Source organism: Streptomyces sp. NPDC093149 (assembly GCF_044754145.1).
In the GTDB taxonomy this organism is placed as follows: Bacteria; Actinomycetota; Actinomycetes; order Streptomycetales; family Streptomycetaceae; genus Streptomyces.
Window position 1 is genome coordinate 283941 of sequence record NZ_JBIVON010000003.1, and the last position, 12495, is coordinate 296435.

Sequence of the window (12495 nt, forward strand, 5' to 3'; positions counted from 1 at the left end):
GCCGGGGACGGCCTTGGCATGTGCACCGGCCCGCCGTGGTGGTGTCCGTCAGAAGGGCTTGGTCGGAAGGTACTTGCCGTCGAGTGTGATGACGGCACGCTCACCGCCCTCGGGGTCTGCGACCTTCTTCACGTCCAGCTTGAAGTTGATCGCGCTGATGATGCCGTCCCCGAACTGCTCGTGGACGAGAGCCTTGAGGGTGGTGCCGTAGACCTGGAGCATCTCGTAGAAGCGGTAGATGGTCGGGTCGGTCGGAATGCCGCCGGGGATCGATCCGCGGGTCGGGATGGTCTGCAGCAGCATCACGGCGTCGGCATCCAGGTCCAGCAGCTTCGCGACGGCCTCGGCGGCCTTCTTCGGAAGGGCGTGCTGGCCGAGGACGGCGGCGGTGACGAACGCGACCGACAGCTCCGCGGCGTCGGCGATCTGCTGCCAGGTCAGGTCCTTGCGGGTCTTCGCCTCGACCGCCGTGGCGGCGAGGAGCTGGCGGGCGGTGGGGTCGAACTGGGCGTGTGTCATGAGGAGGATTCCTTTCTGCGGCACCGGCCCCGAGGTGTGGCCGGCGGGTTCAGGGGGTGGCGGGTCAGGCCGGGGCCATGGCGGCGTCCACCGTCTCGACGGCGCCGCTCGCGATGTCGAACACCCAGCCGCGCAGGGTGAGCTTCCGGGCGGCCAGAGCGTGGACCACCGAGGGATGGGTGGCCAGGTTCTGCAACTGCGCGGCCACATTGGCCCGCACCAGGGCGTCCACCGCGGACGTGCCCGGTACGGCGGGGCCGACAGCGGCACGGGCGCGTGCGGCGTCCGCGTGTCGCAGCCAGCCCGCGATCACCGGTGCGGCGCTGAGATCGTGATCCTCGGCCAGCGCGGTCATGGCTCCGCACGCGGAGTGGCCGCACACGACGATGTCGCTCACGCCCAGCACGGCGACGGCGTACTCGATGCTCGCCGCGACACCGTCCGGGACCGCGGCGTGGGCCGGGACCAGGTTGCCAGCGGTACGGATGACGAACAGTTCGCCCGGTTCGCTCTGCGTGATCAGTTCGGGGACCACGCGGGCGTCGGAACAGCCGATGAACAGCGTCCTCGGCCGGTGGGTCGTGGCCAGACGGGCGAACAGCCCCGCCTTGGCGGGAAAGACGTCGCGGCGGAAACGGGCAGGGCCGTCTGTGAGGTCGTGCATGGTCACTCCCTTCGGTGGTTGCCGGCCCGACGGGCTGACGTAATTCACCATGCATGAGCTGTATCTATAGTGTCCAAGACTCGTTATCCATTACATCCATTGATCACATCTATGGCTTGTTGTGCGGGGGAGTCCGTCAGGCCTCGGATGCTGATCACCCTCGGAATGCGCCGCGATGTTCCGGGTGTCCGATGCCGGGTGCCGTGCCCGGGAACCGGTGGTCGCGCTCGGGGACCGGCGGCCGGATTCGGATGGCGTGCGCGGTGGGGTGCGGCGCGGTCGGACGGGGGGTGGGCGGGGCCTTTTTCTGCGCGGTGGGATTCGCGGTCAGGATTGCGCCGAACCGTCCTGGTTCCCGGCGGTGCCCGAGGACAGGTAGCGCATGGCGGAGGCGCGCGTGCCCGCCACGTGCGCGCGGGCCAGCTCCTCGGCCCGTGCTGCGTCGTGGTCGCGTATGGCTTCGTAGAGCCGCTCGTGCTCGCCGCACATCGGGTCACCGTCGTCGAGGGCGGAGGTGAGGCGGAACAGGCGCCGCAGGCGTGCGTCGAGGGGGGTCATCAGGTCCTGCAGCAGGGGGTTGCCGGACGCCTCGACGATCCGCCGGTGGAAGTCCGCGTTGTGGGTGACCGCCTCGCGCAGCCGACCCGCTTCGGAGGCCTTGCGACTGCGGTTCAACAGGTGCTCCATGTCGCGCAGTTGGGCATCGGTGGCCCGGCGGGCGGCCAGGCCCGCGGCCAGGCCCTCCAGCTTTTCGCGTACGTCGAAGAGGTGCTCGGCGTCCTTTGGCCCGAAATCGGCGACCACCGAGCCGCGCCGGGGCTGCACGGTGAGGAATCCCTCCGACTCCAGCCGCTGCATCGCTTCCCGCAGCGGGATCCGGGACACGCCGAGTTCCTCGGCGAGCTCCCGCTCCACCAGCCGGTGCCCGGCCGGGTACTCGCCCTCGATGATCCGCTCGCGCAGCTCGGTGTAGACCCGGTCCCGCAGGGACTGGTGGGTGTCGCCGATCGAGGCGCGGCGGTCGGGGCGACGGGTGGTCATGGGTACGGCTCCATGCGCGGCTGGGCGGACCGGGGGCGGGCCCGGATGTCTCCGATCATCGCAGACCGGGAAATCCGATCCCCGACAACCATTGCTTGGTATTCGGTATACCAGCTAGCTTGTCGATACCCGCCGCCCACCAGCATCTTCCCGGCCGCAGCCGGTGGTGAGGCATGGCGTGAGACGTACGAACAGTTGGAGGAACCGTGTCGCAGCATGCCGACACCCCGTCGTCGACCCTGTCCGCGCCGACCGTCCTCGTGGACGCCACCCTGGCCGACGGCCGCCGGGTCGACGTCTTCCTGGGCGACGGCCGCATCACGGCCGTCGAGGACCACCGGCCGGAACCCTCCGGGGACTCCCGCGCGGGATGTGACGCCGGGGTCGTCCGCCTCGACGGAGCGCTGTTGCTGCCCGCCCTGGTCGACGGGCACGCCCACCTGGACAAGACGCTGCTGGGTGCACCCTGGCAGCCGCACCGGGCCACCGCCACCCTGCGCGAGCAGATCGCCGACGAGCGGGCCCTGCGCAAGAAGATCGGCGTCCCGGTCGCCGAACGCGCCACGGCACTGGCCGAGCGCATGGTGGCGCTGGGCACCGGCCATGTCCGCTCGCACGTCGACATCGACCCGGACGTGCGACTGGAGAGCCTGCACGAACTCCTGGGCGTACGCGAGCGGTTCCGCGACCGGCTCGGCATTCAACTGGTGGCCTTCCCGCAGAGCGGAGTGGTGACCGAGCCGGGCGTCGCGGACCTGCTCGATGCCGCGCTCGCCGAGGGTGCCGACCTGATCGGCGGACTCGACCCGGCGGGATTCGACGGCGACGTGAACGGCCAGCTGGACATCGTCTTCCGGCTGGCGGAGCGCCACGGTGCGGGCATCGACATCCACCTTCACGACGGCGGCGAGACCGGTACCTTCCAACTGCGCGCCATCGCCGAGCGAACCGCCGCGCTCGGGCTGGGAGGCACCGTCGCCGTCAGCCACGCCTACGCGCTCGGCGACGTCGACGAAGCCGAACTCGACCGCACCGCCGACGCGTTGGCCGCGGCCGGGGTCGCGATCATGACCAACGGGCCGCGCCGCTCCATGCCTCCCGTGCTGCGCCTGCGCGACCGCGGCGTGCGGGTCTTCGCCGGCTCCGACAACATCCGCGACTCCTGGTGGCCCTACGGCACCGCCGACATGCTCGAACGCGCCACCATCATCGGCCTGCAGGGCGGCCTGATGAGCGATGACGAACTGCGGTACGCGGCCTCGCTGGTCACCGACGACGCCGCCGCCGCACTGGGCCTGAGCGACTACGGCCTGGCGCCGGGTCGCCGCGCCGACCTGGTCGCGGTCGCGGCGGGCGGGGTGCCCGAGGCGGTCGCGGCCCACCCGCAGCGCCTGCTGGTGCTCCACGACGGCAGGATCGTCGGCCCCGCACCGCACGCGGCCGCTCCGTCCGGTGGTGCCCCCGACCTGCGAGGAGAGCGATGAGAGTCCCACCGCACCCGACGGCCGCCGTGAGCACGCCCGACCCGGACGCGCCCGCCCCGGCCGCGCCCGCCCCGGCCGGTCCGGACGGGGTCACCGGCACGCGCCTCGCCGCCGGCCGGATCGGCACCTTCGACCTGGTCTTCTTCGTGGTCGCGGCCGCCGCCCCGCTCACCGTGCTGGCGGGAGTGGCTCCCTTCGCCATCGGGATCGGCGGCCCGGGGGCCCCGCTCGCCTACCTGATCTCCGGAGCGCTCCTGGTGCTCTTCGCGGCCGGATTCACCGCGATGAGCCTGTACGTACGCAACGCCGGTGCCTTCTACGCGTACGTGGCCCGAGGACTGGGTCGCACGCTCGGTGTCGGCATCGCCTACGTGGCCGTCGTCTCCTACAACCTCATCACCCCCGGTGTCGCCGCCGCGTTCGGCTACTTCGCCGCCGGGGCGATCCGGGACGCCACGGGAACCGACGTCCCCTGGTGGGCGCTCTCCGTCGTCTGCGTCCTCGCCGTCGGGGTGCTGGGCTGGCTCAGGGTCACACTCAGTGCCAAGGTCCTCGGAATCGCCCTGGTGCTTGAGGTGCTCTCCCTGCTCGTCATGGACGGCGGCATTCTGGGCAAGCGCGGAACCGCCGCCCTCGACCTGGGTTCCTTCGACCCCACCACACTCGCCGGCGGCGGAATCGCGGGCATGTTCGTGCTGGTCATCGGGGCCTTCACGGGATTCGAAGCGACCGCGATCTACGCCGAGGAGGCCCGCGACCCTCGCCGCACCGTACCGCGGGCCACCTTCATCGCCATCGGCTTCCTCGCACTCTTCTACGCGGCGGGTGTCTGGCTGATCATGGGCGCCTTCGGCACGGACGAGGCCGTGACGATGGCCCGCGCCGCAGCCGGACCCGATCTCACCTTCCAGGCGGGGGAGTTGTACGTGGGCGCATGGCTGTCCGACACCATGCACGGTCTCATCGTCGTCAGCGCCTTCGCCGCGGCGCTCGCCTTCCACAACGCCGCCGCCCGCTACCTCTACGCGCTCGGCCGTGAAGGACTCCTGCCCCGGTATCTCGGCAGGGTCTCCGCGCGACAGGGATCCCCGAGCGGGGCGGTGATCGCCCAGACCGCCTTCAACCTGCTGGTCGTCCTGGCAGGTGCCGCACTGGCAGCAGACCCCTACACCGTGGTCTTCCTGTGGACCAACAGCACCGCCGTCCTGGGCATCATGCTCATGCAGGCCATGGCCGCACTCGCGGTCTGGGCCTTCTTCCGCCAGGACCGGCGAGGCATGTCCGCGGCCCGGGTGGTCTGGGCACCGCTCGTGTCCTTCGCCGGACTCGCCGTGCTGACGGTCCTGGCCGTCTGCCACTTCGATCTGCTGACCGGCGAGACGGGAATGACGAACGTCGCCCTCCTGGCGCCGCTGCCCCTGGTCCTGGTGGCCGGCCTCTGCGTCGCGCTTCGGATCCGTCGGGACGATCCCCACCGGTACGCGTCGCTGACCACCACGGACGTGGAGAAGGACTGACACGCGGGACGTGGCGGCCGGGGCGGCGTTCTCGCCCCGCCCCGGCGCCTCGACGACAGGATGCTCGCCCCGGGATCGCGTGACATGGCGGTCGTCTCGCGCGCTACTTCCCGTCGAGCGCCTCCCGAATCGTTGCGCAGACAGCAGCAGTGGGCAGCAGCAGAGGGCAGCACCAGAGGACAGCAGCAGAAGGCGGCAGCAGCAGAGGGCGGCAGCCGGGGGGCGTGCCGGTGATGGCAGCTTCCATAGGTCGCACGGCGCAACTTCGGGATTGTCGATCGACCCGAACTATAATTCCGGCATGGGTCCGGAACTACGTCACCTCCGCTACCTGATCGCGGTGGCCGAGCACGGCAACTTCACCCGCGCCGCGGAGGAGCTGCGTATCTCGCAGCCGACGCTGTCGCAGCAGATCAAGCAGCTGGAGCGTGCCGTCGGCGTCCAGTTGCTCGACCGCAGCGGCCGCAGCGTCCGCCTGACCGACGCGGGTGAGGTCTATGTGCGCCACGCGCGGCGCGCACTGCGGGAGCTGGCCGCGGCCGACCGTGCGGTGCTCGACGTCGCCGACCTCTCCCGCGGCCATCTGCGCCTCGCGATGACGCCGACGTTCACCGCCTATCTCATCGGCCCACTCGCACAGGAGCTGCACACCCGCCACCCCGGTATCACGTTGGAAGTACGGGAGATGACGCAGGACCGCATCGAGGCAAGCCTGCTGGCCGACGAGCTGGATCTCGGCATCGCCTTCGCGGGAACCCATCTGCCCGGCATCGTCGCGAGCGCGCTCTTCGCCGAAACGCTCAGCCTGGTCGTCGGCGCGCAGCGCATCGGATCGCGCGACGAGCGGCCGCTGCCGGTGCGCGAGCTCGCCGACCAGCAACTCGCTCTGCTCAGCAGTGACTTCGCCACCCGTGGCCATATCGACAGCTACTTCGCCGAGCATCAGGTCAGCCCGCCGATCGCCGTGGAGGCCAACAGCATCCAAGCCCTCACGGAGATCGTGCGGCGTACCGGGTTGCTGGCCACCGTTCTTCCCGACGCCATCACCGACGACCACGTCCACCTCACCCCCATTCCGGTCGACCCTCCCCTGCCCACCCGCATCGCCACTCTGCTGCGAAGGGAGAGCGGCTACGAGAGCGCCGCTGCCCGCGCCTTCACCCGGCTCGCACACGATCTGGTGCGGGACCGTGGCTACGCGCCGGCCTGAGGGCTCGCGCCACGCCGGCGGCCGACGCTCACCCCCGCTCCACCAGCCGCGCGGTCACGGACATCGCCATGCGCAACGCGCTGTCGCGGTCCGCCCCGCCCTGGCCGAGGACCACCCGGGTGCTCAACCCGTCGAGCAGGGCCAGGAGTTCGGAAGCGCGGGTCGTCACATCCAGGTCCGCGGCGAAGCGGCCCTGCCGCACGCCCTTGGCGAGGAGTGATTCGAGGTCGTCCTGCCAGCCGCGGTCGATCTCGGCCTGGGCCTGGCGCAGCGGCTCGTTCGACGCCGTGCGCGCCCACAGCTCGATCCACAGCGTCCAGCGCGGGTCACGCGGTCCGCGGGGAAGGTACAGCTCCAGGAAGAGTTCGAGCTTCCGCTCGATGCCGACCCGCCTGGTCAGCAACGCCCGGCGTTCATCGGTGAGCGCGTTCTCGCTCCACCGCAGTGCCTCCAGGAGCAGCAGGTCCTTGCTGCCGAAGTAGTAGAGGATGTGGCCGCCGCTGGTGCCGAGGCGCCTGGCGAGCGCCGACATGGTGAGCCCGGCCAGGCCGTCCTCGGCGATGGCGACCATCGCCTCCTCCAGCATCCGCTCCCGGGCCAGATGTCCGTCGCGCCGTCGCGCCGTCGTTGTCACGCCGCGCCTCCTCCTCCGTGTGCTCGGTGACGACCTTACGGCCTCGCCCACGATGCGCAGTGGCGTCGCGGCGTCCGGGACCTCCGCCTCGGGCGTTGTCGTCGGTCGCCGGCGCTCCTTCCCCGAGCTCTCAGCCGCGTTCGAGCAGGGGAGACCCCATCCGACTCCCTCCTCCGCCTCGGATTCGAAGGCCCTGGACGGCGCTCCTTCCCCCACCGCCCATCGTGGGCGAGGCCGTCAGGACCTCTCGTTCGGATCCTGCCGGGCGATCCGGCCTGACCGGACGAAGGAACCTCGGCAGCCGATCTTCGCAGAGGTCTTGACGAGATGCCGGAAGCACATCTTGAATGCCGTTCTAACTTCTAGAACGGCATTCAAAGTGAGGTGCCCGGCTGCCGGGCCACGAACGGACGAGGGGCGGGCCGCATGACGCAACAGGACACGACCACGAGGGCGCCGGGAGGGGCGACGGGCGCCGCCGACCAGGTCTTCCAGGTCGAGACCCACGGCATCGACCCGATTCCCGACGAGGAGCGGCACGGCAGCGCGAAGGACCTGTTCTGGCTCTGGTTCGGGTCCAACCTCACCTTCACCTATGTCATCAACGGTGCTCTGGCCGTCGCCTTCGGCCTGTCCTTCTGGCAGGCGACCGGTGTCGTGGTCCTCGGCGGCCTGTCGTTCTTCGCCATCAGCGCGGCCGGGCTCAGCGGCGTCCGCACCGGCACCGCCACCCTCGTCATCTCCCGAGCCCCCTTCGGCGTTCGCGGCAACTGGCCTGCCGGGATGCTCAATTGGGTGGTCAGCATCGGCTACACGATCCTCAACACCGTCGTCGGCACGCTCGCCCTCGAAGCGTTCTTCGCGGACACCGGAGTGGGGTCCGGCCGCACCGGGCGGGCCCTCGCGCTGCTGATCACACTCGCGTTGACCTTCGCCGTCGCGCTCTGGGGCCATGCCACCGTCCAGTTCGCCGAGCGCTGGATCGCGTACGTTCTCGCCGTCGGCTTCGCCGCGCTCCTGGTGTTCCTGCTGCCGGGCGCCGATACGGCCGGGGCGGCCGTATCTCCCGGGGCGTCCGGGTGGAGCCTGGCATTCGTCGTGATGCTGGCCGGGCCGTTCAGCTACGTTCCGATGCCGGCCGACTACACGCGCTACCTCCCGAGGGCGACCTCGTTGCGGTCGCTCACCTGGTACGGCGCCCTCGGCGGCTTCGTGTCGTCGGTCGCCCTGGGCATCGCCGGGGTGGCCGCCGCCACGCAGACGGACATGACCGACGCCGTGGCCGGCACGGAACGGCTGCTGCCGGGGTGGTTCCAGACACTGTTCCTCGCCCTCGTCCTCGGCGGCTCGGTGACCAATTCGATCGTCACCCTCTACTCGTCGAGCCTGAACCTTCAGGTGCTCGGCGTCCCCTGGAGCCGCTCCAAGGCCATCGTCATCAGTGCGGGCGTCACCGCCGCGGGCGCTCTCTGCGCGCTCTTCCTCACCGACTTCACCAGCTCGCTGCTGTCCTTCCTCTCGCTGCTGATCATCGTGTTCGCGCCCTGGGGCGGGGTGTTCCTCACGGACATGCTGATGCGCCGCTGCCACTACGACGGACCGGCCCTGCACGCCGGACCGGACGGCGCCTACTGGTACCGGTCCGGCTTCCACCCCGCCGGTGCGGCCGCGCTCCTGGCCGGCATGGTCTTCGCCGCGCTCACCTGCGACTCCGAGCTCTGGACCGGCCCGCTGGTGGCGCCACTGGGCGGCGCCGACCTGACCCTGCTCGGCTCACTCGTCTCCGGGCTCGTCTACTGGGTGCTCGCCCGACGGACCGTGGCGCCGCACGCCGACCCTTCCTGAACGGCCGCCGTGCGACGCCCGCATCGGGCCCGCGCGGTACGGCCCCGCCGAACACCCGCACCACTAGGAGTCACCTCACATGGCCATGGCCGCCCATCTCGTCCTGCGCAACGCCCGTATCCACACCGTCGACCCGGCGCTTCCCGAGGCGCAGGCGATGGCGGTGGTCGACGGCCGTATCGCCTGGCTCGGTCCCGACGAGGACGCGCCGGGGTGGACGGGGCCGGAGACCCGGGTGATCGACGCCGGCGGGAAGCTGGTCCTGCCCGGGTTCATCGACGCCCACAACCACGTCCGGCTCGGCTCGGACGACGCCTGCGTCCAACTCTCCGGCGCCCGTACGCTCGACGAGGTCCACGCCCGCATCCGGGCCTGGCGTACGGCCCACCCCGACGCCGAGTGGATCGAGGCGGAAGCCTTCGACTACTCGGCCGTCCCGGACGGCCGGATGCCGACCGCCGCCGATCTCGACCCGGCCACGGGCGACGTCCCCGCCTTCGTGCTGAGCTACGACGTGCACACCGCCTGGGTCAACACCGCGGCCCTGCGCCGTCTCGGCATCGACCGCGACCACACCGATCTGCCCTTCGGTCAAGCCGCCACCGACCCGGCCACGGGGGAGCCCACCGGCTTCATCACGGACTTCGCCGTCAAGGGCCTCTCCCGCGACGGTCATCGCGCCCTTCGGACGCTCGGCCTGCCGTGGGCCTCGGCCGACCGACAGTACGGACGTCTCACCAAGTCCCTGGACGACGCCATCGGGTTCGGCATCACCACCGTGGTCGAACCCCAGAACTCGCTGGACGACCTGGCCCTCTTCACACGCGCACGCGCCGAGGGCCGGCTCAGGTCCAGGATCGTCGCGGCCCTCTTCCACCCGCGCGGTACCTCGGACTCCGATCTCGACGACTTCGCCGCCGCCGCCCGCCGGTACGCCGACGACCGGATACGGGTCGGACCGCTCAAGCTCTACATCGACGACGTCGTCGAGCCGCGTACCGCGGCCCTCCTCGAACCGTACGCGGGCTGCCGTCACCACAGCGGCGACACCTTCTACCCGCCCGAGGAGTTCGCGAGCCTGCTGGCGAAGCTCGACGCCCGTGGCTTCCAGTGCTTCGTCCACGCGACCGGCGACAGGGGGATCCGTACCGTCCTCGACGCCGTCGAGCACGCTCGCGCGGTCAACGGACCGAGGGACGCCCGCCACCAGATCGTCCACGTCGAGTGTCTCGACCCCGACGACACACCACGCTTCGCCGCACTGGGCGTGGTGGCGTGCATGCAGCCGCGCCACAGCGCCCCGGAGGTCGCGGGACCCGGCAAGGACTGGGCGGAGAACATCGGTGCCGGGCGCTGGCACAAGGCATGGCCCCTGCGAAGCCTGCACACGGCGGGGGCCGTGCTCGCGCTCTCCAGCGACTGGAACGTGGCCGAGATGGACCCGATGATCGGGATCCACACGGCCGTCACGCGGCGGCCCCTCGGCGGCGGGGAGCCCTGGATGCCGCAGGAGACGATCAGCGTGGAGGCCGCGGTCCACGGCTACACGATGGGCTCGGCATACGCCAACTTCCTTGAGAACGAACGTGGTTCGCTGACGGTCGGCAAGGCCGCCGACTTCGTGGTGCTCTCCCGCGACATCCTGCGCGCGGCACCGGAGGACATCCCCGGCACCGTGGCGGAGACCGTCGTCGTCGCGGGCCTCGTGGAGCACGGCGGCTGACCACCGACCACGCCGGAGCACAGGGCCCGTTGTGATTCCGCGGTGCAGGGAGCGGCGGCGTGCAACGCCGGGATCGGACGCCGGACCGGATCCGCCCGGCGTCCGCGGCAGCACCGGCGCCGCGGCACCGACGGCTCTCCACGGAGCCGGTCGTGGTTGTCCGGCCCCGTACCGGGCACCACGACCCGCACGCAAGTCCTCACCCGGCTCGCATCACGCGGACCCACCATGCCCCGGACGGTTCTCCGCTCAGCGGCTCGCCGTCACAGCGGTAGCCGCCAGGTCGCGATGGACGAGACGGGCAGCTCCCTCGACCGTGGCGACGCCGTAGTCCATGGTGCGGTTGCCGGTCGAGAGGACGACCATGGCGTAGTCGTGACCACTGCCCGTGAAGGCGCCCACGCTGTTCACCCGCCATCCGTCGGTGGCGCGCGGAAGCCAGCCGTTCTTGACGTGCACGGTCGCCGTGGCGGGCGATCCGGCAGGCACTCCCCACCTCTGGCCCGGGACGACGTGATTCATCAGCCCGAGCGCGTAGCTGCGCGAGGAGGGCGCGAGCACCGTGTTCTCCGTCGTCGTCAGCAACTGCATCAGCCGGAGCTGGTCGCCCGCGGTGATCTGGGTGAGGCCCCAGCTTCGCCCCGTACCGGGAACGGTGTGGTCCATGTGGGCCAGGGCGAGGAACTTCTTGAAGCCGGCGGAACCGATCTGGTGCCAGAGGGCGGAAGTCGCGTCGTTGTCCGACTTGGTGATCATGGCGGTGGTCAGTTTCACCTCATGCGGAGTCAGCTTCCGCTGCGCCTCCTCGGCCTGCCGCAGCAGTGCGCCGAGCACCGAGACCTTGACCACGCTGGCGGAGTCGAAATGCGTGTCGGCCTTGAGTCCGCAGCTGGTTCCACTGGCCCGGTCGTACAGGGCCAGCGACGATGTGCCCTCCCGCCCGGCCAGCGCACCGGCCATGTCGTGGGCGAGCTGGGCGGCCAGGCCGGGCCTCTTCGAGGTGCAGACGACCTTCGCGCCACCCGTCGAGGCGCTGACGGTGTCGGCCGAGGCCGGGGTTGCCACGGCGCACATGGTGAGCAGCGAGGTCGCGGCGAGGGCAGTTGCCAGAGCGGGCCGCGAGCAGGTCATTATGCGTGATCCGTACATGAGGGCTGTGTCCCGTCTCGCGTGTGCCATAGGTCATGTCGCCGGACCCCGCGGTCGGCTGCGAGCCGGGCCACCGAAGTGTGTGGTCACCACCGCTCAGCGACATGGGCTGCAACGGGTCGCCCGCCCCGGCATCTGTTCGGGCCGCGGAGAATCACCGATGAACGGGAGACAGGGCGCGGTCGAACCGGATCGAATCCCAATTCATAGGACACGGTGACCTTACGGCGCCCGGAGATGAGAACCCTCGATTTTTAGGGCGAAATGCCCGATGTGTCGGGTTTGTCGAAGTGTGATGTTCGCCAAATCCTTTCTGCCGCGGATGTCGTGATGTCGTGCTCCGTTGCTGGGAGCGAGAGGGAGCCGCGAGCTCGGTCGGGTCAGCGGAACCGGCCGCACTCTCGCCCTCGGCGGACGTGAAGGCTTGGGCAGTGGCGCGCTTCCTCGTTCGGCCGGCCGTTCGTCGAGCAGGTCCGGAGTGGACCGGGAGAGGGTATGTACGGCGCAACTGTCGGCGTGACCGGAGGTGCCGGGCGTCCGGCCATCGGTTACCCGGCTGTGTTCCGGCGGCACACGCATCAGCCGGTCGGCGCGCCCAGAGACTCCGACAGCCGTCCGGCGGCCTCATCGCCCTGGTCGATGCTCGGCCCTCGGTCCTCGGCCCTCGGCCCAAGATCTACGGCCCACGGCGCCGGGGCGGACCTGACGG

General features: G+C 70.7%; 10 protein-coding genes and 1 pseudogene. 5 read left to right on the forward strand and 6 right to left on the reverse strand.

Annotated features, from left to right (window positions below; all coding sequences use genetic code 11):
* Positions 1-48: 48 nt before the first annotated feature.
* From cynS to ACIQCZ_RS11825, 3 genes are all read right to left on the reverse strand, one after another.
* Positions 49-519, reverse strand: coding sequence for a cyanase (gene cynS, locus ACIQCZ_RS11815; RefSeq protein ID WP_402281632.1), 471 nt, complete (start codon positions 517-519; stop codon positions 49-51).
* Between the two features lie 64 nt (positions 520-583).
* On the reverse strand, positions 584-1183 hold the full coding sequence (locus tag ACIQCZ_RS11820; protein ID WP_402281633.1) for a carbonic anhydrase: 600 nt from the start codon (positions 1181-1183) through the stop codon (positions 584-586).
* Positions 1184-1510: 327 nt separating this feature from the next.
* Positions 1511-2224, reverse strand: coding sequence for a GntR family transcriptional regulator (locus tag ACIQCZ_RS11825; protein WP_402281635.1), 714 nt, complete (start codon positions 2222-2224; stop codon positions 1511-1513).
* Between the two features lie 206 nt (positions 2225-2430).
* Between ACIQCZ_RS11825 and ACIQCZ_RS11830 the strand changes: the two genes are divergently transcribed.
* The 3 genes from ACIQCZ_RS11830 to cynR all read left to right on the forward strand — a co-directional run bounded on the left by ACIQCZ_RS11830 (position 2431) and on the right by cynR (position 6435).
* A complete protein-coding gene (locus tag ACIQCZ_RS11830; protein ID WP_402281637.1) occupies positions 2431-3708 on the forward strand; it encodes an amidohydrolase family protein in 1278 nt (425 codons plus the stop codon).
* A complete protein-coding gene (locus tag ACIQCZ_RS11835) occupies positions 3705-5225 on the forward strand; it encodes an APC family permease (protein ID WP_402281638.1) in 1521 nt (506 codons plus the stop codon). The genes ACIQCZ_RS11830 and ACIQCZ_RS11835 overlap by 4 nt, the downstream gene beginning before the upstream one ends.
* Positions 5226-5526: 301 nt before the next feature.
* Positions 5527-6435, forward strand: coding sequence for a transcriptional regulator CynR (cynR, locus tag ACIQCZ_RS11840; protein WP_402281639.1), 909 nt, complete (start codon positions 5527-5529; stop codon positions 6433-6435).
* 28 nt (positions 6436-6463) lie between these two features.
* Here cynR and ACIQCZ_RS11845 read toward each other — a convergent pair whose 3' ends face one another.
* Complete coding sequence (locus ACIQCZ_RS11845; RefSeq protein ID WP_402281640.1) at positions 6464-7069, reverse strand: TetR/AcrR family transcriptional regulator; 606 nt, start codon at positions 7067-7069, stop codon at positions 6464-6466.
* Positions 7070-7495: 426 nt separating this feature from the next.
* Between ACIQCZ_RS11845 and ACIQCZ_RS11850 the strand changes: the two genes are divergently transcribed.
* On the forward strand, positions 7496-8914 hold the full coding sequence (locus tag ACIQCZ_RS11850) for a purine-cytosine permease family protein (protein WP_402281641.1): 1419 nt from the start codon (positions 7496-7498) through the stop codon (positions 8912-8914).
* A 79-nt stretch (positions 8915-8993) separates the two neighbouring features.
* The gene (locus ACIQCZ_RS11855) at positions 8994-10637 is read left to right on the forward strand and encodes an amidohydrolase (protein ID WP_402281642.1); all 1644 of its coding nucleotides are present in this window, start codon (positions 8994-8996) and stop codon (positions 10635-10637) included.
* A gap of 249 nt (positions 10638-10886) precedes the next feature.
* Here the strand turns inward: ACIQCZ_RS11855 and ACIQCZ_RS11860 are convergent, their stop codons facing one another.
* Both ACIQCZ_RS11860 and ACIQCZ_RS11865 read right to left on the reverse strand, forming a co-directional pair.
* Positions 10887-11768: a serine hydrolase gene (locus ACIQCZ_RS11860; protein ID WP_402281644.1), complete on the reverse strand. Its 882-nt coding sequence runs from the start codon at positions 11766-11768 to the stop codon at positions 10887-10889.
* Positions 11769-12212: 444 nt separating this feature from the next.
* Positions 12213-12427: pseudogene (locus ACIQCZ_RS11865) on the reverse strand (MOSC domain-containing protein); the annotation flags it as partial.
* Positions 12428-12495: the final 68 nt, after the last annotated feature.